Origin of the sequence: Bifidobacterium ruminantium DSM 6489, assembly GCF_000770925.1 — a bacterium.
GTDB lineage: Bacteria > Actinomycetota > Actinomycetes > Actinomycetales > Bifidobacteriaceae > Bifidobacterium > Bifidobacterium ruminantium.
On the sequence record NZ_JDTK01000010.1, the window covers coordinates 36,816 to 58,173 of the forward strand.

Sequence of the window (21,358 nt, forward strand, 5' to 3'; positions counted from 1 at the left end):
GGTTGGGTCTGAATACCCGGCATGAAAACGGCCAGAATAAAGCCTTTCTCCAACCCCGATACTCTGACCAACCACCTACGGAACACCCAAACCGCCTACGGAACCGCATGAGTAGTCCCCGCAATGGATTTTTCGCCATTGATTCGGGGAATCCATGAAAAGCCACAGCGGGCGCACCCTGCGTAAAAGGTCATGCGCGCCGATTCATGGGAGCCATATGCGCAGGGGCTGTGCGGAAGCCACATATGTGGCTTCCGCACAGCCCCTGCATTCGTTGAACACTACCGTTCAGCCTGTCCAATTCACCAAGAACGGGACAGGAACGAAGCAGAAGGAGCCTTACTCCAGTTCCACGGCGCCCGTGTACAGCTGGTAGTACTCGCCCTTCTGCGCGATGAGCTCGTCGTGCGAGCCGCGCTCGATGATGCGGCCATGGTCGAGCACCATGATCACGTCGGAGTTGCGCACGGTGGACAGGCGGTGCGCGATCACGAACACGGTGCGTCCCTTCATGAGGTTGTCCATGCCGGCCTGCACCACTTCCTCGGTGCGGGTGTCGATGGATGAGGTGGCCTCATCAAGGATCATGGCCGGCGGGTCTGCCACTGCGGCGCGTGCGATGGAGATCAGCTGGCGCTGGCCTTGGGACAGACCGGAGCCGTCGCCTTCGAGCACGGTCTGGTAGCCGTTGGGCAGCATGCGGATGAAGCTGTCCGCGTTGGTGAGCTTAGCGGCGGCGATGCACTCCTCGTCGGTGGCGTCGAGCTTGCCATAGCGGATGTTGTCCATCACGGTGCCGGTGAACAGGTTCACGTCCTGCAGCACGATGCCGAGCGACTTGCGCAGGTCGGGCTTGCGGATGCCCTTGACGGAGATGCCGTCATACAGGATCATGCCTTCCTGGATGTCGTAGAAGCGGTTGATCAGGTTGGTCACCGTGGTCTTGCCGGCACCGGTGGCGCCGACGAGCGCGACCTTCTGGCCGGGCTTGGCGAACCAGGTGATGTCGTGCAGCACGGGCTTGTCCGGGTTGTAGCCGAAGGTCACGTCGGTGAAACGCACGTCGCCCTGCAGCAGGGTCAGGCGCCCGTCCGACGAAGTGATCGCGTTCTCGCGCGCCTTCCTCGCCACTTCCGCGGCCTTCGGGCTCAGCGACTGCGCGGCCTTCAGGGAACGGGTGCCGTCGTCGCCTTCCTCACGCTTCCAGGCCCAATGGCCGGTTTCGTGGTCCACTTCGGTCATGGTGCGGCCGTCTTCGCCGAGCTCGACGTTGACGAGTGTGACGGAGCCGCCGTCGTCCTCGGGCTTCTCATCCATCAGCTGGAAGATGCGGGACGCGCCGGCGAGCGCCATCATCACCATGTTGAACTGCATGGAGACCTGGCCGAGCGGGTTGACGAAGGAGCGCGACAGGGTGAGCAGGGAGATGAGGGCGCCGAGGGTGAGCTTGTCCGCGCCGGCGAGACCGAAGTTGCCCATGCCGGAGAGCGCCATGAATCCGCCGACGATGGCGAGCAGAATGTAGAGGATGTAGCCCATGTTGCCTACGACGGGCATGGTCACGTTGCCCCAGGTGTTCGCTTCGGCGGAAGCGTGGAACAGTTCCTCGTTCTTCTCGTCGAAGGTCTTCTGGGTGGCGTCTTCATGGTTGAAGACCTTGATGACCTTCTGACCGTTGACGGATTCCTCGACGAAGGCGTTCACGTCGCCGATCCACATCTGCTGCTTGACAAAGTAGCGGCCGGAGCGGGAGACGATGGCGCGCACGACTACGAACAGGATCGCGGCGAACACGAGCACGAAGATCGTGACCGGCACCGACAGCCACAGCATGGAGACCAGTGCGGCCAGTGCGGAGATCGCGGACGAGAACATCTGCGGGAAGGACTGGCTGATGGCCTGGCGCAGGGTGTCGGTGTCGTTGGTGTAGCGGCTCATGATGTCGCCGTGCTCATTGGTGTCGAAGTAGCGGATCGGCAGCGTCTGCTGGTGTGCGAACATGTCGTCGCGGATCTTCTTCAGGGTGCCTTGCTCGACGGTGACGATGAGCCACTGCCATAGCCAGCTGCAGAAGGTGCCGGCGGCGTAGAGGCAGCCCATCAGCGTCAGCGCGCGCAGCAGAGGGCTCCAGTCGGGGTTCTTCACGCCGACCAACGGCAGGATGTAGCTGTCGATCAGCGACTGCAGGAACAGCGCGGAGCCGGCTTGTGCGGCCGCACCGATCAGGATGCACAGCACGATCGCCACGACGTGCCACTTGTATTGGAAGATGTAGCCGAAGATGCGCTTGGTGGTTCCGGGGGCGGCCTTCTGCATCGGCGGCTTTGCGCCCGGCTTGTTACCCGGCTTGGTCTGCATGGTTTTTTCAGCGTTGTTCTTAGTCATTTCCGTTCCTCCTTTCACTTCAGTTCCTCAGGCTGGGCCTGGTTCTTGGTCTGCGATTCGTAGATGGAACGGTATTCGTCGCAGGTCCGCAGCAGTTCCTCATGGGTACCGGATGCGGTGATGCGGCCTTCCTCCATAACGAGGATCATGTCGGATTCCTGCACGGATGCGATGCGCTGGGCGATGATGATCTTGGTGGTGTCGGGAATCTCGTTGTGGAACGCCTCGCGGATCAGCTTGTCGGTTTTGGTGTCAACGGCCGAGGTGGAGTCGTCGAGAATCAGGATCTTCGGCTTCTTCAGGAGCGCGCGAGCGATGCACAGGCGCTGGCGCTGACCGCCGGAGACGTTGGTGCCGCCCTGTTCGATGTACGTGTCGTACCTGTCGGGGAACTCCTGGATGAAGCCGTCGGCCTGCGCGAGCTGGCAGGCGTGGCGGATCTCCTCGTCGGTGGCGTTCGGGTTGCCCCAGCGCAGGTTCTCGGCGATGGTTCCGGAGAACAGCACGTTCTTCTGCAGCACCATGGCGACCTGGTCGCGCAGGACCTCCATGTCGTAGTCGCGCACGTCGACGCCGCCGACCTTGAGCGAGCCGGAGGTCACGTCGTACAGGCGCGGCACGAGCTGCACCAGGCTGGACTTCGCCGAACCGGTGCCGCCGACGATGCCGACGGTCATGCCGGAACGGATCTTCAGGTTGATATTGTCGAGCACCGGCTTTTCGGAGTTATCAGAGTAGCGGAAGTCGACGTTGTCGAATTCGATGGACCCGTCGGCCACTTCCTTGATGGGGTTGGCCGGGTTGGTCACCGTGCTTTCCTCGTTGAGCACCTGGCAGATACGTTCCGCGGACGCCTGGGAAATGATGCACATGACGAAGACCATGGACAGCATCATCATGGCCATGAGGATCTGCATGGCGTAGGTGACCAGTGCGGTCAGGTCGCCGGTGGTCAGGCCAAGGGCGGCATTATTGCCCGAGGCCACGATCTGCTTGGCGCCCATCCATGCGATGAGAATCATCGAGACGTATACGCAGACCATCATGAGCGGGTTGTTGAAGCTCATCACACGGTCGGCCTTGCTGAAGTCCTTGTAGATGCGCTGGGAGATGCGGCCGAATTTGGCGATTTCATGCGATTCGCGGGTGTAGGACTTGACCACGCGGATGCCCTGCAGGTTCTCGTCGACCACGTTGTTGAGCTTGTCGTAGGTGTGGAACACGCGCTCGAACACCGGGTGCACGTACACCGCCAGACCGCACAGACCGAAGGCGAGAACAGGGATGCACGCCAGGAACACCAAGGAAATGGACGGGCTGATGCGGAACGAGAAGATCCACGCCACGATCATCATGATCGGGGCTCGCACACCCAGACGAATGATCATGGAATAGGCGTTCTGCAGGTTGGTCACATCGGTGGTGAGCCTGGTGATGATCGAGCCGGTGGAGAAGCGGTCGATGTTGGTGAAGCTGAAGCCCTGCACCTTCTCGAACTCGTCGTGGCGCAGGTTCTTGGCGAAACCGGCGCCGGCAATTGCGGCGAACTTGCCGGCGAGGAATCCTGCCGTAAGCGAGCACACCGAGCACAGCAGCAGGATCAGGCCGAACTTGATGATGGCCGGCATGCTGCCGCCACTGATGCCCTCGTCGATAAGCGATGCCATCACCGTGGGGATGAGGATTTCGAGAATGCCTTCGATGGCCACGGCCACCGGTGTGAGAATGCTGACTTTCTTATATTCGCGCAGCGATTTGCCAAGCGTTCGTATGAGATGTTGTTTCGGTTGCGACGTCTGCGATTGCGTCGCGTTCGTGTTTGTTTCGCTCACTTACTCTTCCTTTCTCGTTTCGTCTTCCTGCGATTCGTTTCGCGATGCGGTCTGAGGTTCATTCGTTTTCTCACGTAACGCCAGACTGGAATAGCGGCTTTCGTCGCCAAGCATTCCGGTTCGGACAAGATTCGTCTGCATTACGTCGAGCACGCGCATGAATCCACGGATATCGTTCTCGCTCAACCCTTGCAGAAGCAACCTCTCCATGTCGACCGCATTGCTGTGCAGCGCGTCGTTGATACTCCGTGCCTTGTCGGTGAGGATGATCTTCTTCAACCTCGCGTCTTTCGGCACCGGTTTGCGCACGATCAGCCCCTTGCGTTCCATCAGTCCCAGAACCCTGCACGATGTCGACCGCGTGATGCCGAAACGTCGTTCCACATCCTGCGGAAAAACGTCATGGTCCGAGTTGCGCACAAGATAGCAGATGATGTCAATATTGGCGCCACTCAGCTCTTCTGCCTCATATGGTCTGGTGACCGCGAGATACCGGTTGATGATGTTGTGCAGCGATCGGATGGCAACGCTTGGCGGTTTGCCTGTGCCTTGCTCCCAAGCTTGGACGAATGCGGGATCGATCGGATCCGTCCCAATATTCGATTCTTCTGTCACGGTACGTCAGCATAAACCGTTGCATATACAACAGTTGCATATACAACATTCCAGCGTGTCACGCCCGCTGCTCCGTCACCCGCTACTCCACCACCCGCTCACACGGCGCCCCCTGCGGGCAGCAGAAAAGCCAAGGGGCCCGATCCGCACCGGTTCAATCGCGGACCAGGCCCCTTGGCCGTATATCTCTGTCAGATTATCCCAGGCAGATAATCCCTCAATGCGCAACCATCATCGCTTCCACCTTGTCAGGCAACCTTTCTGATCAGCATGATGACAGCCGCACCCACCAACACGGATGCAATGGCTATCGGGAAGATCAGCGCATAACTGCCCGTGGCGGCCACAACCGCACCGGTAGCGACCGGGGCAAGTACCTGACCGACGGTATTGGCAAGATTCAAAATGCCCAGATCCTTGCCCGCCTCGTCGGCGTTCGGCAAAACATCCACGTTCAACGCCTGGTCAACGGCGATATAGATGCCATACCCGACGCCGCCGATGCCCGCAAACAGCATCATGCCGGTCGCAGTGGGCATAACATACGGGATCGCCAACCCCACGGCGATAATCACCGATCCCACCGCCACGATGATCTTGCGCCTATGCAGCTTGTCGGAAATCGGACCGGACACGATCGAGCAGACGATGAGCACGATCATCGAGATCACCGACATGGTGGCCAGGGTCGAGGCCGCCGCTTCCTTGCCCAGGCCGCAGAACTTCTTGAGAATGTACAGCTGGTAGCCGGACACCATGGACCAACCGAAAATCAGCAGCAGACGGCCGGCCAAAGCAAGGTAGAAATCACGGCAGTTCCTGGTGGGCGGAATGAACGATTTGGCGATGGCCGCCGGGCTGAGCCTGACGTTCTGCCTGGTATCGTCGAGCGCACTACCAACCTTGGACGAACGCTCCGCCGGCCAGACGATTACGGTCAGAATGCCGGTGATGCCGAACAGCACAGCGCCGATGACGAATCCCACGCCCATGGCATCGATGAACTTCGACCCAAGGAAGGTGCCGGCGGACTGACCGACGATCATCGCGCCACCGTAGAACGACGAGAACGTGCCGCGCACATTCTCGGGAATGCGGTCGGACAGCACCGCCACGGCCGGGGCGATCATCATATTGACGCCAATCTGCACGATCGACCAGCCGGCGACGATGCCCACCAACGTGGCGCTGGAGAAGGCCAGCACATAACCGGCCGCCGTGATCAGGCCACCGGCCACAATCCACGGCGTGCGCTTGCCGAAACGCGAACGGGTGATGTCGGACAGCGCGCCGAACACGATGTTGGCGATAAGCGCGAACACACAGCCCACCGAGTTCATGGCACCAAGAATCACCTCCGGCGTGCCTATATTGAGCTCGTCAAAACGTTGCGGTAGCAGAACTCCCGACCCTGAAGTGCCGGCCGTCATCCATAGCAGCGAGAACAACGCGAAGCCAAATCCGAAACGGATCTTCTCGCCGGTCGAGAGTCTCCTGCCCGTATCGGGTGCGAGATCCGATGGGGTACCTGCTGATTGCGTCATTGCAATTCCTTTCGATATGGTTCCTTGCCTATTGTTCGATGCACCAAGCGCCCCATCACAGCGCCATGGTGAGATGATGCGTTCCCGCGCCCAGTTCGACAGGTTCGTGATCGGGCAGATCGACCACGGCCGAAGCGCCAACCGGAACGGTCACCTCAAGATCAAGCTTGCCCGCAGCGGTCATCCAGCTCACAGCTGCCTTCCCATACGGGGTGATATGCGAGGTGCCGGCATGGTCGAGTGCGGCATACACGCGCGGCGAGACGCGGAAACGCTTCCAGCCCGGTTCGATGGCCTCCAAACCACCGACGTGCGAATGCAGCCATTCCGCCACGGACCCAAGAGCATAGTGGTTGAACGAGGTCATGCCGCCCGGATTGAGCGAACCGTCCTCGCGCATGGAATCCCAACGTTCCCACGTGGTCGTGGCACCCATCTTGACCTGATAAAGCCAACTGGGACACTGCGTGGAAAGCAGCAAATCATAGGCCTCCTGGTCATGACCAGTGGCGGAAAGCGCCGGCAGCACGAACGGCGTACCCGCAAAACCGGTGCTGACCTTGCCACCGGATTCGCGCACCAGCTCGGCCAGGCGATTGCCTGCCTTGATACGACGTACCGGCTCGCCGTCCAGCAAGCCAAATGCGATGGACAATGCATACGCGCACTGGGTATCGGAGGTCATGGTGCCGTCGAGGTTGGTGAATCGCGCGATATAGCCAGCCGTCACATGATCACGGAGCGCAGCGAACCGTTCGGCATCGTCCGCATGCCCCAGAATCTGCGCGATACGGGCGGCCTGCGCGCACGAACGCGCGAAGAATGCGGTGGCGACAAGCTCCTTTTCGGTCATCGCCTGCGTCGGATCATCCGGCGGAGCCGTGGGATCAAGCCAATCGCCAAGCTGACCCAGAATGTAATCCGGCCTGCGATCCCACACACCGTCTTCGGAAAGGTAGCCCGACACCTCGTCGATCCATCCGCACACCAAATCGTACGAGTCGGCAAGCACCTGGGGGTCGCCGGAATCCATATACAACACCCATGGCACGTTCACCGCGGAATCACCCCATGTGGAAATGGCCTTCGGATGCGCCCAACCGCCAAGCGGAACAAACGGCACATAGAACGGCACCGTCCCCCACTTGATCTGCTCATTGCGCACATCGCGCAGCCACGAGCCAAGGAATCCCTGCGTGTCATACAGATATGCCGCGGTCGGCGCAAACAGGCAGATGTCACCGGTCCAGCCCAATCGTTCATCACGCTGCGGGCAATCGGTGGGAATGGAGACGAAGTTGGAGCGCATCGACCACACCACGTTGCTATGCAGCTTATTCAGCAGCTCATTCGAGCAGAAGAACTCCCCCGCACGCTCCATAACCGAATGGTAGACGCGGCATTCCATATCGTCTGCAGTGAGTTCGTCAGGAAGCCCCTCGATGGTCGCATAACGGAATCCATGCATGGCGAAACGCGGCTCCCACCATGCATCAACGCCATTCGACACATACACGTCGCACTGCTGGCCTCGCCGCAACGTGCGCGTGGCCAGCGAGCCGTCCGGCTCAAGTACTTCCGCATGATGCAACGTCACACGCTCGCCGGACCGCAGGCCTCGCATATGCAGACGGATGCGCTGCGAACAGTTCTGCCCGAAATCCACCAGCCAGACGGTTTTACCGTCGTCATTCACACCGTATTTCGTAATCGACTTGGGTGCATGCAGCTCATGGCCGCGTACAGGCGACGTCACAGGGTTCTCGATGCGGGCGGGATCATATGGCACTTCCGCGACCGGCTTCCAATCGGAATCGTCGAAGCCCGGCATCGACCAGCCTTCCATCTCCTCGCGGGCGTCGTAACGTTCACCCTCGCACATGTCCGAGCAGATAATCGGACCTGGGGCCACCTTCCATTTGCGATCCCACGCATTGGAGTAGACACGAGTCTCGTGGCCGTCTGCGTATTCGACCTCCAATTGGGCGAATACTCCGATCCGGCCCCCATAGAAGTTCGCATAGCCGCCGTCGAAGCCGAGACGACCGCGGTACCAGCCATCGCCGAGCCAGAATCCGAGCGCATTCGCACCGGCCTCCAAAGTTTCGGTGACGTCATAGGTCCAGCATTCGACGCGATTGTTGTAGTCGGTCCAACCGGGAATCAGCGCGTCATTGCCGACCTTCCTGCCGTTGACCTCGGCTTCGACCAGGCCCAAGGCACTGAGATACAGTCGCGCGCGCACCGGCTTGCCATCCAGTTCGACTTCGGTACGCACCAACGGGAGACGACGATGATCGGTTTCGCACTCCGGCCAGGACGGCCCCACAAAATCGGCGATGTGATCGAATTCCTCAAACAATCCGGCTTCGAAGTGCAGCACCTCGCTCACCGCGCTCAACGGGTGATGCGCGGCGGACACGATCTGCACGGTGGCGAACACCTCCTCACGCGACACCAACGGCTCGAACTGCCAAGGCACCAGCACATTGGAGTCGGCGGGCAGGTAGGTTTCCTGTGTGCGCGAGCGGCCACCAGGCACGCGGCGGGTAATGTTCACATGAATCTGGGAGCCGTCCGGAACAGGGCGGGAATAGGTCCAGTTCATGCGCGGCGTTGCGGTGGGGATGCCCAGTGCATCACCGGGGAAATGTTCGATGGTGAAACGAGTGATGCCCAGATCGCCTGTGGACATGGGCTTGATGACCTGAACCTGGGTATCCGTTGAAGCTACGGCAGACATTGGAGACTCCTTCGTCACTTGGAAACTGCTGAATTGATGCTGTTGGGTGTTGATACGAGCACAACCTTCGGAAGGCCGTATATGAATCGGGGCCCGGGAAAAAGGGAAACCGGACCCCGTTCACAGACTTTGCACGGCCGTCAGGCTTCGGCACCAGCCTTGGCCTTGAGCTGACGCTCCTCATCGGTGCCGTACTTGCCCTGCATGCGGATCATCACGGTGCCGGCGATAAGCTCAAGCACGACCACACCAACGAATCCCCACATGGTGGTCTTGATAGTGGCAGGCACCACCAGCATCGGCGTGACCAGCGCGAACAGACCGCACAGCAGGCGAGAGAAACCGTTGATGAAGCCCTGCACGGAAGCACGAATCTCGATCGGGAAGGATTCCTGCGTCCACACCTTGTACATGGCCTCGCCGGCGAACGGAGAGCCGAAGTTCATCAGCGCGGTGGCGCCCACGATGACCCACAGGTTGGTGCCACCCATGGCCAGGCACACCATGGCCACGATGGTGATGGCCATGCCCACGAAGAACAGCTTGTTGCGGTATTTGCCGCCTGCGATGGAGGCGAAGGCGATGTTCAGCGCCAGAGTGATGAAGTTCAAGATGATGCCCAGGCCTGTGGCCAGGGACTGGGACGCATTGGCCTGCACGAACATGTAGGTCTGGAACTGGCCCCACGTGTTGGCCAGCAGGTTCCAGCCGCAGTAGAAGATGGTGATGGCCAGGAAGAATCCGAGCAGCATCTTGCTGTTTGCGGTGCCCGCGAACAGCATCTTGGTGACGGAGACCTTTTCGCCACAGGTCGATGCGACGCCTGCAGCGGCGTCACGGGCGTCGGCCTCCTCATGGAAGCGGCGGAATGTCGGGGACAGCACGCGCCACAGCCATGCGACGACGGCGAATACGGCCAGGATCGCGAACACCACGCGGCCACCGGTCGCCCCCTGCATGGTGGAAACAAGGAACGCGCAGATGAAGGAGATGAACACGCCGACCTGCCAGAATACCTGGGTGGTGGAGACGAGCTGCGCCGCGACTTTGTCGTTCGGAGCGTCGTGGGAGACGATCGTCATGGAAATCGGCAGATCGGCGCCGGAGGCCAGGCCCGCAATGACCAGGCCGATGAGCAGCATGGTGAAGTTCGGGGCGAACACGCAGATCGCGGCGCCGATCGCATACAGCAGGTTAATCCAGTTGAAAACCAGCACTCGACCGATCTTATCGGCCAACCGGCCGCCGAACAGGGAACCGAAGGCGATGGCAAAGGTCATCACGCCGGACAGAACGCCCACCTGACCCGCATCGAGGCCGAGCCCCTTCTGCCAGACGGTGATGGTGGCGGACAGACCGACGATGATGCCGGAGCCGAGCATGGAGCCGATGCCTGCGGCCACGGCGAGTGGCATGTACCCGCCAAGCTTTGTGTCTTTCACTGCAGTACTCATTTCTCTTCTTCCTTTGAAATATTCAATGAGCCTTGCGACCTCATTGTTGCAGTCATTTTCTTCATTGACAGTTGAAATCATACCGCTATGTTTTGAAATTTTCAATTCACTATGCCGTCAGAGTGTTGAATATTTCAAAACGTTTTATTTGAAAAAACGTATACTATCCATAGGTTTCAATGAAAACGGCGCTTCAAGGAGGATCAATGCCAGCCAACAAAAAAGTAGGCATCTCGGATATCGCCAAACATGCGGGAGTGTCCATCGGCACCGTGTCGAACTATCTCAACTATCCGGAACGGGTGTCGGACACCCTGAAGACCCGAATCAGCCGATCGATCGCCGAACTCGGCTATGTTCCCAAGCATGCCGGCACACAAATCCCCCGTTCCAGCACAACACCGGTTATCGGATTCATCATGACCGACATCGAACATTCGCTGTTCACCTCGATCTTCGAAGGGGCGCAGGAGGTCTGCGAAGACCATGGCATGCAGGTAATCGGATTGAACGCACTATCAGACAAACAGCGCCAAAGCGATATGATCCGTTTGCTGATCCAGATGAACGTGGCAGGCATTCTGCTCAGCACCGTGGAAGACTCCCCCGATGACGTGGCCGCGGCACGCGCCGCGAACATTCCGATCATTCTGATCGACCACACCAATCCACGCGACGCCGACCCCGTATGCAGTGTGATGACCGACAACGTGCTGGTCGGTCAGATCGCGGCAGAGGAACTTATTCGCACCGGCTGCCGCAAACTCGCCTTCCTGGCGCACTCCTTCGACTACGAGTCGGTGCAAGATAGGCAGCTTGGCGTGCAAAAAGCGGTGATGCTGGCAGGGGGCGGCGTCTCCGTCGAGATCATCGACTCAGGAGGCCTTTACATAGAGGACGGATACGAATCAGGATCTCGCATAGCCAAACGGACGATCGACGAACGCCCGGATGGAATCATCAGTGCCACGGACACGCTCGGCATCGGATGCATCAACGCCATTCTCGCCGAAAGCGACATCCGCGTCCCCGACGACATCAGCGTAATCAGCTGCGAAAACGCCAAAACCGAGCCCGTAGGCATGCTGCCGCTGACCAGCGTGGAACCTTCGGCTGCGGATATCGGACGCAAGGCAATGACGCAGATGCTTGACCACATCGAAGACGAGGACGCGCACGTGCACGCCACCGCACTGATCAAACCCACTCTGGTACGCAGGCTTTCCACCAAGCACTAGCCGCCATATATCCATCCACGCGCAACCGTATCAGGCAAATGCAGTTAGGCCTGCGATCGCACGCCGGTTCATCGTGCAATCGCAGGCCTAACTAAACTCATCCAGACGTCCGCCCGCAGCAGCCCTTACTTGGCGAGCTTGGCGTATTCGTCAAGCATGAAGGCGGTGATTTTCTTGCCACCCTCGCTCATGAGCATAGGCATGGAGTTGATCGGCATGGACCTGAGGAACATGCGCATCATGTCGTTGTCCGGCAGCTTCGGCAGTTCGCCGCTCTCGCCGGCCGCATACACGGCGGCCACCACCTTGGACCCGACCGGATCGCAGGACCATTCGCCGAACGTGGACCATTCGGTCAGCGGTTCGGCCTTGCCGTCGCCATCAAGCGCAACCATGGCGGCGCCGGCGATGTCGCGGCTGGACGTGCCGACCTCGATGGCGTATTCACCGGCCTCCACACGCCAGTCATTGAACTTCTCGGACCAGTAGGCGAAGGCGCGCTCGTCCAGATCGAAAGAGACCTCAGCCGATTCGCCGGCCTTGAGGAACACCTTCTTGAAGCCCTTGAGCTCATGCTTCGGGCGGGCCACCGCGGCCTTGCCCGGCGCCACGTAGACCTGCACGGTCTCGGCGGCGTCCACATCGGAGGTGTTGGTGACGGTCGCAGTGACGCGGGCGGTGTTGGCTCCGGTCTTCTCCGCCTTGATGTCGGTAAGTTCGAAGGTGGCGTAGCTCAGGCCGTAGCCGAACGGATAATCGACCGCCTTGTTGTAGGTGTCGTAGTAGCGGTAGCCCACGAACACGCCTTCGCCGTAATCAACGTGGCCTTCCTCGCCCGGCCAGTTGACCATGCTCGGATCGTCGTTGATGTCCATCGGAATGGTCTGTGCCAGCTTGCCGGAGGGGCTGACCTTGCCGAAGATCACGTCGGCGAGCGCCTGGCCCCCAGCCTGGCCGAGCAGCCAGGATTCAAGAATGCCCTTGGCATTGGCCGCCCATGGTGCCACGGAGACGACGGATCCGTTGGAAAGCACGACCACGATGTTCTTGTTCTCGGCCGCGACGGCTTCGAGCAGTTCGACCTGCTTGGCGGGAATATCGAGGGTTTCACGGTCGAAGCCTTCGGATTCGGCGGCTTCCGGAAGGCCAAGGAACATGAGTACCACGTCGGCGTTCTTGGCGGTTTCCACGGCTTCGGCTTCGAGCGTGCGATCGGCCGGTTCGAGGTCGAGGGTGAAGCCGGGGGCGAATGCGGCGTCGACGCCCCGCGCGGCGAGGGTGTCGAGGAAGCTGGTCATCTTGGTCGGGGTGATGTGGGACGAACCGCCGCCCTGGTAGCGCGGAGTGCGGGCGAATTCGCCGATGACTGCGATCTTGGCGCCTTTCGCAACCGGAAGGATCGCGTCATCGTTCTTGAGCAGCACCATGGATTCGACGGAGTCGATGCCGAGCAGGTGCTGCGTGTGGGTTTCGCCATGATGGATGGCGTGCAGCTGCGCTGGCTGCGCAAGCCTGGCCAGGATCTCAACGCCATGTGGACCGAATGCGAAGACGTGCTTTTCCCCCTGCCGCAGTGGGAAGGCTTCCGTTAGCGCCCCCAGTGGCTGGAGGAATCGGGACACTAGGAACCCCTCTGAGGGAAAAATCATCCAGCGACTGGAAGAATCCGGACTCCAAGCGGTCTCACAACGGAATAAACCCCAGTCATTGGAGAAATACGGACGCCAGGAAACCCCTCAGAGGGAAAAACATCCAGCCACTGGAGGAATCGGGACACAGAGAGGAGAGTGATATCACGCCGCGGCGCGCGACTTGTCCCGCAAATCGCCGAACACCGGCGTGGCCAGGCCGAAGCCGCCACACACCTCAAGAATCTGACCTGTGGTGAACTGCGATTCGTCGGAAGCGAAATACAGCACCGCGTTCGCAATCTCTTCCGGTGTGGCCATGCGGCGGATCGGCGTGTGATGCAGGAAGAACTCACGGAACTCGTCGTTCAACGCATTCTGTACGACATCAGTGGCGGTCATACCCGGCAGCACCGCATTGCAACGAATGTTCTTACGCGCCTCATGCACGGCGATAAGCTTGGTCAGATAGTTGATGGCAGCCTTGGGATCTGCGAAATATCCGGCACCGCACCGCCGATCGAAGAGATGTTGATAATACTGCCGGACTTGCGTTCCGCCATATATTTCAGCGCGACCTGCGAGGTGATGAACACGGACTTGAGGTTGATATCCACCGTATCGATGAACTCCTGCGGATCGGTGTGCTCGATGTCGAGACCCTTGGCGGGATTGGACGTGCCGAAATTACTGACAAGCACATCGATGCACCCTTCGTCGGCCACGACCTGCTCCACAGCGGATACATAGGTCTCGTCCTTGGAGGCGTCGTTGTATACGAACTTCACGGTTCCCGCTAGCCCGGCTGCAGCAAGCTCGTCGATCTTTCCCTGCGCACGTTCCGCATTGCGCACCGCGAAATCACCTTGCCGCGAACCGCACCGCCGCATTACGGCTATACGATTGGACTGGTCGGCATATCGGCAGTGACTGGAAGGACGCCATGAGATACCTGTTGGCACCGGATTCGTTCAAGGAGGCCGCATCGGCGCATGCCGTGGCGGAGGCGATGCGTCGTGGGGTGCTGGCAGGCGACCCGGATGCCGAATGCCGCATCATGCCGCTGTCCGATGGCGGTGAAGGGCTGACCGCCGCGCTGGTCGAAGCCACTGGGGGCGAACTGCGGTCGGCGCATGTGCACGATGCTCTGGGGCGGCCGATCACTGCACAATACGGGTTTCTGGGCGACGATGGCTCCGCAAGATCTTGCAATGACGGGCCAAACACGCGCACTGCGGTAATCGAGCTGGCTGCGGCGAGCGGGATCGAGCGCATCTCCCCCGCCGACCGCGACCCGTTGACGGCATCCACATTCGGCACCGGCGAGCTGATTCGTGCAGCCGTCAATGCCGGGGCGAATCGCATCGTACTCGGCTTGGGCGGCAGCGCCACCACGGATGGCGGCACCGGCCTGGCATGTGCGCTCGGCTACCGCTTTCTTGACGACCATGATTGCGAACTGCCGTTCGGCGGCGGCGCACTGCACTGTCTCGCCCGTATCGACAGTACCGACATCCACCGCGAAATGCGCGATATTCCCATTGTTCTGGCCTGCGATGTCACGAATCCGTTGACCGGGCCGAATGGCGCGGCCGCGGTGTTCGCGCCGCAGAAAGGCGCGAACCCGCAACAGGTCGCATTGCTCGACGCAGGTCTGCGCAGACTCGCCGATGCCATCAAAACCCTGAACGGCCGTGGAATCGCGCAACAGCCCGGCTCGGGCGCGGCAGGCGGTACCGGCGGCGGTATGTTCGGACTATTCAACGCGAGCATGCGACCCGGCATCGAACTGGTACTGGATCTTCTGCATGCGTGCGAGGCATGCGCATGGGCTGATATCGTCATCACCGGCGAAGGCGCGATCGACGCTCAGACCCCTTACGGCAAGGTGCCAAGCGGCATCGCAAAAATGGCGAAATCACAAGGCAAACCGGTTATCGCCATCGGCGGTACGGTAACGCGTAATCCGCGGACCATGGCCGATTTGCGCAAGACCGGCATCGTCGCGACTTTCGGCATCACGCCCGGACCGGCCACCCTGCCGCAACTGCTCGCCGACACGGAACGCAATATGGAAGGCACCTGCACCGCGATCGCCGGCCTGCTTCGCAATATGGCATAGAGCACGGCATTCACCGAAGTCATGACAATCGCGTCGTGATTCATCACATTACGATTCGACAAATCACGACGTGCTACAGACCATGCATGACGGCTCTCACTGAAGCCCGGCGTAGCCTTCCGTATCGAAATCGTCGAAGCCGCCGTCGAAGCCCGGCCCTTCCGGCCCGGGCCCGACCGGTCCTCCAATGAACTCGCGGGCCGTCATACCGTTCGCACTGCGAGAAGCATCCACGGCATCCTGCAGCACCTGGCGTACCTCGAAGCCGTGAACAATATTCTTCAGCACCACCACGCCGTTGCCGGACGATTGATCGCGCGTATCCAGAACCAGCGTGCTCATGCCGAACAGCCGCTGCAGGAACGTGCGCTCAACACTGATGTCGACAATGCGGAACAGTTTGACCAAATTGAATTTTTCGTTCAGCACGCCCGTCTTAACGCTCAATTCCTTATCAGTAAGCGTATACACAGTGAAGGTGAACGGCGTACGGCACCAATTGCGCTTACGCTGCTGCCACAGCACATTGCCACTTGCAACTTTCATGGGGCTCCTTTGTCTCGCGACCGATATCATCGCAACAACTACAGTTCATGCCATGCTACCGATAGCACGCCCCCAACCGCCGCATCCGACTATGCCGCGCGTTTGGAGAAGCGGAACATGAGCAGGGCGAGGACTTCGCCGGCCACGGCCATGCCGAGGAACACCCACATGCTGATGGAGAATCCGGCCACATAAGCCTGGGCCTGGCTCGTGCCGGAAGCTACATTCGCACCGGCGAACTCGGCGATCAGCGTGGACGCGACCGCGGTACCGACCGCACCGGCAATCTGCTGGACGGTGTTCATCACCGCGGAGCCATCCGCGTTCATCGCGGCAGGCAGCTGGTTCAACGCATGGGTCTGATCGGGCACGAGCACAAAACCGGAGGCAGCCATGAACAGCGCATAGGCGATGGCAACCGACCATTCATGCGAACCGCCGAGCATCATCGCAACATCCATAATCGCCACGCCCACAAAACCGCAGGCAATGAACTTCGGCGGGAAATGCGTCTTCAACGCGCCGCCGATCAGCGGTGCGGAAACCGCGCCGACCACGGCGCCGGGCAGCAGGATCAGCGCCGCGATCATGCTGGTATGCCCCATCCCGCGCTGCAGCAGAATCGGCAGCAGGAAGTTCACGCCAAGCACCCCGCCGGACGACATCAGCAGAATCACCATGCCGAGCGTAAAACCGGGGTGCACGAACGTACGTACCTCGACCAGCGGATGCGCCATCTTCAGCTGCACGGCGGCGAACACGGCCAGCACCACGATCGAACCAACCAGCACCACCCAGAATCGCCAATCGCCGTTCCACTGCGCGAAGAAGCTCACCGCCACGATGATGCCCGCCAAGCCGACGGCCACCAACACCAACGACGGCACCGACAGATAGCCCTTCTCGCCGTGGCGAATGTCGGGAACGGTGTCGCAGCCGAGTACGAACGAGACGGCAAGGAACGGAATCATGGCGTAGAAAATCCAATGCCAGTTAAGGAATTCCATGACCAGCCCGCCGGACACGGGACCGATGGCCGGAGCCGCGCACGTGACGAGACTGACCAGGCCGAGCATCATGCCGCGCTTATGGAACGGCGCCTTGTCAAGGATGATATTGGTGAGCAACGGCAACGAGACACCGGTTCCCAACGCCATGATGAGACGTGCGGCAAGCAGCATCGGAAAATTCACCGCGAGCGCACCGACCACCGTGCCGGCGGAGAACAATGCCACCGCGGTAACGAACAAGCTTTTCGTGGGGAATGTGCGCACCATGAACGGCGATGTCGGAATCGCCACGGAAAGCAACAGCAGGTAGCCGGTGGTGAGCCACTGCACCACGTCGGCGGAGATGGAGAATTCGCCCATCAACGCGGAATAGGCGATGTTGAGTGAGGTTTCCGACAGAATGCCGAGGAAGGTGAGTAGCGCGAGCGCCACCACCACGATGGTGAGTCTGCCCTCGCTCATGGTGCCGTCTGATTGGATCGCCTGCGATTCTTGGTTGCTTTGCCGTTTGCCTCGTATGCTCACAATGCTCCTTACCTGTCTTGTTTGCGCCATCCGCCAATGTATGGCTTTGGATTGTTTGCCCCGCATATATCTAAGGAAGAAAAGTTACGTGAAATTACACTCGCGTATCAGTTCATGCTTCCGACGCCACCCTTCGGTTTCAGCTGGTTTTTACGAGAGAGCCGTTTGTCTGAGCGAATGCCCACTGCTCGCCGCACCACACGTGTCGACACATGCGGTACGCAGTGAGATTCTGCTTTGGGAAGGCTTCTGACGTTGAATATATAGCCAAGCGGGCTTTCCGTAGGTGGTTTTGACATTCCGTAGGTGGCTGCTCATGGTATTGGCACTGAAGAATGGCCTGTTGTAAGCCGTTTGTTTTAACGGGTTCGAAGGCCAACCACCTACGGAAGCGAAGAACCCCCTACGGAAAGCCCTCATCGGAAAATTTGAGGCGGCGTTCGACGAAACAGCATGAACCAGTCACCGACCACACGACCGGCACTGGCCTACGCGCAGCCATACGCAACCACGTGCAACCACCGCGCTCGGCTTGCGAAACTCTACGCCATACTCTAAACTACCAATTGGTAATTAAAGGACAGCGCTTCAACGAAGAAAGTGAGCAATCCATGACCAACACCACCACCGATCTGCCCTACAAGAACCCCGACCTGCCCACCCAGGAACGCATCGCCGATCTGCTCGGGCGCATGACCCTCGAAGAAGGTCGGCCAGATGATGCAGCTTGACGCGCGCAGCGGCGACTTGGACGACCTGATCGTCAACAAGCACGTCGGCTCGATCCTGCACACCTCCCCCGCGGACCTGCCCCGCGCGGTCGAAACCGTGAACACGAAGACCCGTCTCGGCATTCCGCTGATCATCGGCGACGACTGCATCCACGGCTATTCCTTCTGGCCCGGCTCCACCATCTTCCCCTCCCAGCTGGGCATGGCCGTGAGCTTCGACCCGGCCAAGGTCCAGGCCGCGGGCCGCGCCACCGCCGAGGAGGTCTCCGCCACCGGCGCGCATTGGACGTTCTCCCCCGTGCTGTGCATCGCCCGCGACACCCGTTGGGGCCGTGTGGACGAGACGTTCGGCGAGGATCCGTATCTTATCGGCGAGATGGCCTCCGCCATCGTCAAGGGCTATCAGGGCGGCGCCAAAGCTGGCGAGCCGCTCGCCAAGGATGCGATTCTGGCCTGCGCCAAGCATTTCGCCGGCTATTCCGAAACCCAGGGCGGACGCGATGCTTCCGAAGCCGACCTGAGCCATCGCAAGCTGGAATCCTGGTTCCTGCCGCCGTTCGAACGCGTGGCGAAGGAAGGCTGCGGCACCTTCATGCTCGATTACGAATCCATCGACGGCGTACCGGTCACGTTCAACAAGTGGCTACTGTCCGACAAGCTGCGCGGCGACTGGAACTACCAGGGCACGCTGATCACCGACTGGGACAACGTCGGCCGTTCCGTGTGGGAGCAGAAGGTCAAGGCCGATTACGTGCAGGCCGCCGCGGACGCGGTCAAGGCCGGCAACGATCTGATCATGACCACGCCGAAGTTCTACGAAGGCGCCATCGAGGCCGTGAAGACCGGCCTGCTGGATGAATCGCTGATCGATGAGGCCGTGTCCCGCATTCTCGCACTCAAGTTCCGTCTGGGATTGTTCGAAGATCCACGCCTGCCCGACGAGCAGCGCATCAAAACGGTCATCGGCTCCAAGACCCATCAGGAGCTCAACCTGCAGATCGCCCGCGAATCCGTGGCGTTGCTCAAGAACAATGGCGCACTGCCGTTCGCCGCAACCGCAGGCAAGCGCATCGCCGTCGTGGGCCCGCTGGCCGACGACGCCCAGGAACAGCTGGGCGATTGGGCCGGCAATTCCGGCCAGGTCAATTGGATGCCGGAAGGCCAGCCGCGCGGCATGATTACCACCATCCTTGACGGATTCAAGCAGCTTGCGCCCGAAGGATGCGAGGTCGTGTATTCGCGCGGCACGAACATCATCGACCTGGTGGACGATCCGGAAGGCGAGTTCTATCCGGACGGCCAGCCTCGCCCGAAGCTCGCCGTCTCCGCCAAATTCGACCAGCAGCTACTGGATGAGGCGGTGGACAACGCGCGTCATTCCGATCTTGTCGTCGCCGTCGTGGGCGATGTGGTGCAGCTGGTCGGCGAGACCTGCTCCACCGCCACGCTGGAACTGCTCGGAGGGCAGAACGCCATGCTCGAGGCGCTTGCCAACGTGGCCCGCGAGACCGGCAAGCCGCTGGTCGTGGTGCTGATGAGCTCCAAGCCGCAGGTGATGCCGGCATGCGTGATCGGCACCAATGGCGTGATCGTGGACGAATCCGCGGCCGATGGCGTCAGCGCGTTCATGTGGGCACCGAATCCGGGCATGAAGGGCGGCCAAGCCATCGCGGAGATCATCCTCGGCAAGACCGAGCCGAGCGGCAGGCTTCCGATCACCTTCCCGCGCCATGCCGGACAGCTGCCTGTCTACTACAACCAGATCCGTGGCCAGCATGGCAACTGGTACGCCGATCTCACGCAGGATCCGGCATTCGCGTTCGGCGAGGGTCTGGGCTACACGACCTTCGCATATGGCGAGCCGACCATCACCAACGCCCCCACCTCCGGCACGTTCACCACCGACGACACCGTGCACGCCGAAATCACCCTCACCAACACCGGCGAGCGCAAGGGCACCGAAGTCGTGCAGGCCTACATCGGCGACATCGTGACCTCGTACAGTTGGACGGACCGCGAACTCAAGGCGTTCCAGCGCGTGGAGCTCGAACCGGGCGAAACCAAGACCGTCGGGTTCGATATTCCGGTCGCGGATTGCACCATCGTCGACCCGGACGCCAACCGCATCGTGGAGCCGGGCGAGTTCGAGGTGCTGATCGGCCATTCGAGCCGTCGCAAGGATCTCAAGCGGACCACGTTCACCGTGGCGTGAATGGTTCCAGCTTGGTAGTGGTCGGCGATCGTCATCGATGGTCGGCCTCTACCGGCGACTTTTTTTGGGGGGGGCAGCCATCAGACTGCCCCCAAATTCATGTGCGAATCATCATATGCGGATCATCGGCGGGAATCAGCGATAGGAGTCCCACAATGGTGCGGGGAACAGCATGTTCTCCATTTCTGCCCACTCGCCGCACAAATCGACTTCCGGTTCGCGCAGCCACCACAGCTGGATGCCGTCCATGATCTCCATGGCTTTGCGCACCACTGGCCGCATGCTGTCGGCCCATGTGCCCAATTGCGGCGGAACCACCCATGGGTATTTCGAATAGTGCTCCCAAATACCGTCCATGCGTTCCATGAATTCGTCATGCAATGGATGGTCCGGATTCAGCGATTCCGCCGACAGCACGGTGAACAGCTGCACCATCATGCGCCGGCGCGAATTGTGTTTCACCAGGTAGCGCAAGTACGCGGGGAAATGCGGCGCGGACGGGTCGCTGCCCGGCATGCCCGAAGAGAAGAAGTCCTCCGGCGTGCCGGTCTGTCCGTAGTATTCGTCGAACACCAACGCCAGCATTGTGTCTTTGTTGTCGACGTATCGTAGCACGCCTTGTTTGGAGATGCCGACCCGATCGGCCACGTCTTGGATCGAAATGCCGTTGTATCCGCGTTCGCTGATGAGCTGCACTGCCGCATCCAGTACTTCCGCACGACGCTCCTGCGGCGATTTGCGGGTACGTTTCGAAGTCTCTTCCTCTGCCATGG

General features: G+C 60.4%; 13 protein-coding genes and 3 pseudogenes. 4 read left to right on the plus strand and 12 right to left on the minus strand.

Annotation, left to right across the window (positions count from 1 at the left end):
* Positions 1–339: 339 nt before the first annotated feature.
* From OU26_RS05365 to OU26_RS05390, 6 genes are all read right to left on the minus strand, one after another.
* Positions 340–2,358, minus strand: coding sequence for an ABC transporter ATP-binding protein (locus OU26_RS05365; RefSeq protein WP_026646747.1), 2,019 nt, complete (start codon positions 2,356–2,358; stop codon positions 340–342).
* Between the two features lie 41 nt (positions 2,359–2,399).
* Positions 2,400–4,217 (minus strand): ABC transporter ATP-binding protein, encoded by a 1,818-nt coding sequence (locus tag OU26_RS05370; protein WP_026646746.1) that lies wholly within the window; start codon positions 4,215–4,217, stop codon positions 2,400–2,402.
* Complete coding sequence (locus tag OU26_RS05375; protein WP_237743763.1) at positions 4,218–4,832, minus strand: MarR family winged helix-turn-helix transcriptional regulator; 615 nt, start codon at positions 4,830–4,832, stop codon at positions 4,218–4,220.
* 248 nt (positions 4,833–5,080) lie between these two features.
* Complete coding sequence (locus OU26_RS05380; protein ID WP_026646744.1) at positions 5,081–6,376, minus strand: MFS transporter; 1,296 nt, start codon at positions 6,374–6,376, stop codon at positions 5,081–5,083.
* Between the two features lie 55 nt (positions 6,377–6,431).
* Complete coding sequence (locus OU26_RS05385) at positions 6,432–9,119, minus strand: alpha-L-rhamnosidase (RefSeq protein WP_033498949.1); 2,688 nt, start codon at positions 9,117–9,119, stop codon at positions 6,432–6,434.
* 140 nt (positions 9,120–9,259) lie between these two features.
* Complete coding sequence (locus OU26_RS05390; protein ID WP_026646742.1) at positions 9,260–10,573, minus strand: MFS transporter; 1,314 nt, start codon at positions 10,571–10,573, stop codon at positions 9,260–9,262.
* A 206-nt stretch (positions 10,574–10,779) separates the two neighbouring features.
* Here OU26_RS05390 and OU26_RS05395 point away from each other — a divergent pair, with 206 nt between their 5' ends.
* Positions 10,780–11,811: a LacI family DNA-binding transcriptional regulator gene (locus OU26_RS05395; protein ID WP_026646741.1), complete on the plus strand. Its 1,032-nt coding sequence runs from the start codon at positions 10,780–10,782 to the stop codon at positions 11,809–11,811.
* A 125-nt stretch (positions 11,812–11,936) separates the two neighbouring features.
* Here OU26_RS05395 and OU26_RS10270 read toward each other — a convergent pair.
* Positions 11,937–13,250, minus strand: a pseudogene (locus OU26_RS10270) (glycoside hydrolase family 3 C-terminal domain-containing protein); the annotation flags it as partial.
* On the opposite strand from OU26_RS10270, the pseudogene OU26_RS10500 reads away from it, so the two are divergent.
* A pseudogene (locus OU26_RS10500) lies at positions 13,248–13,403 on the plus strand (TetR/AcrR family transcriptional regulator); the annotation flags it as partial. The pseudogenes OU26_RS10270 and OU26_RS10500 overlap by 3 nt on opposite strands.
* 201 nt (positions 13,404–13,604) lie before the next feature.
* Here OU26_RS10500 and OU26_RS10615 read toward each other — a convergent pair.
* Both OU26_RS10615 and OU26_RS10620 read right to left on the minus strand, forming a co-directional pair.
* Entirely contained in the window at positions 13,605–13,889 is a 285-nt protein-coding gene (locus tag OU26_RS10615; RefSeq protein ID WP_272944581.1) for an SDR family NAD(P)-dependent oxidoreductase, read from the minus strand.
* Positions 13,890–13,903: 14 nt separating this feature from the next.
* The gene (locus OU26_RS10620; RefSeq protein WP_202805763.1) at positions 13,904–14,293 is read right to left on the minus strand and encodes an SDR family NAD(P)-dependent oxidoreductase; all 390 of its coding nucleotides are present in this window, start codon (positions 14,291–14,293) and stop codon (positions 13,904–13,906) included.
* Positions 14,294–14,382: 89 nt separating this feature from the next.
* On the opposite strand from OU26_RS10620, the gene OU26_RS05415 reads away from it, so the two are divergent.
* On the plus strand, positions 14,383–15,561 hold the full coding sequence (locus OU26_RS05415; protein WP_026646740.1) for a glycerate kinase family protein: 1,179 nt from the start codon (positions 14,383–14,385) through the stop codon (positions 15,559–15,561).
* 96 nt (positions 15,562–15,657) lie between these two features.
* Here the strand turns inward: OU26_RS05415 and OU26_RS05420 are convergent, their stop codons facing one another.
* Both OU26_RS05420 and OU26_RS05425 read right to left on the minus strand, forming a co-directional pair.
* Positions 15,658–16,107 (minus strand): PH domain-containing protein, encoded by a 450-nt coding sequence (locus OU26_RS05420; protein WP_026646739.1) that lies wholly within the window; start codon positions 16,105–16,107, stop codon positions 15,658–15,660.
* Between the two features lie 89 nt (positions 16,108–16,196).
* Complete coding sequence (locus OU26_RS05425) at positions 16,197–17,642, minus strand: MFS transporter (protein WP_237743764.1); 1,446 nt, start codon at positions 17,640–17,642, stop codon at positions 16,197–16,199.
* A gap of 611 nt (positions 17,643–18,253) precedes the next feature.
* Here OU26_RS05425 and OU26_RS09455 point away from each other — a divergent pair.
* Positions 18,254–20,585: pseudogene (locus OU26_RS09455) on the plus strand (glycoside hydrolase family 3 N-terminal domain-containing protein).
* A gap of 135 nt (positions 20,586–20,720) precedes the next feature.
* Here the strand turns inward: OU26_RS09455 and OU26_RS05435 are convergent.
* Positions 20,721–21,356: a TetR/AcrR family transcriptional regulator gene (locus tag OU26_RS05435; RefSeq protein WP_026646737.1), complete on the minus strand. Its 636-nt coding sequence runs from the start codon at positions 21,354–21,356 to the stop codon at positions 20,721–20,723.
* Positions 21,357–21,358: the final 2 nt, after the last annotated feature.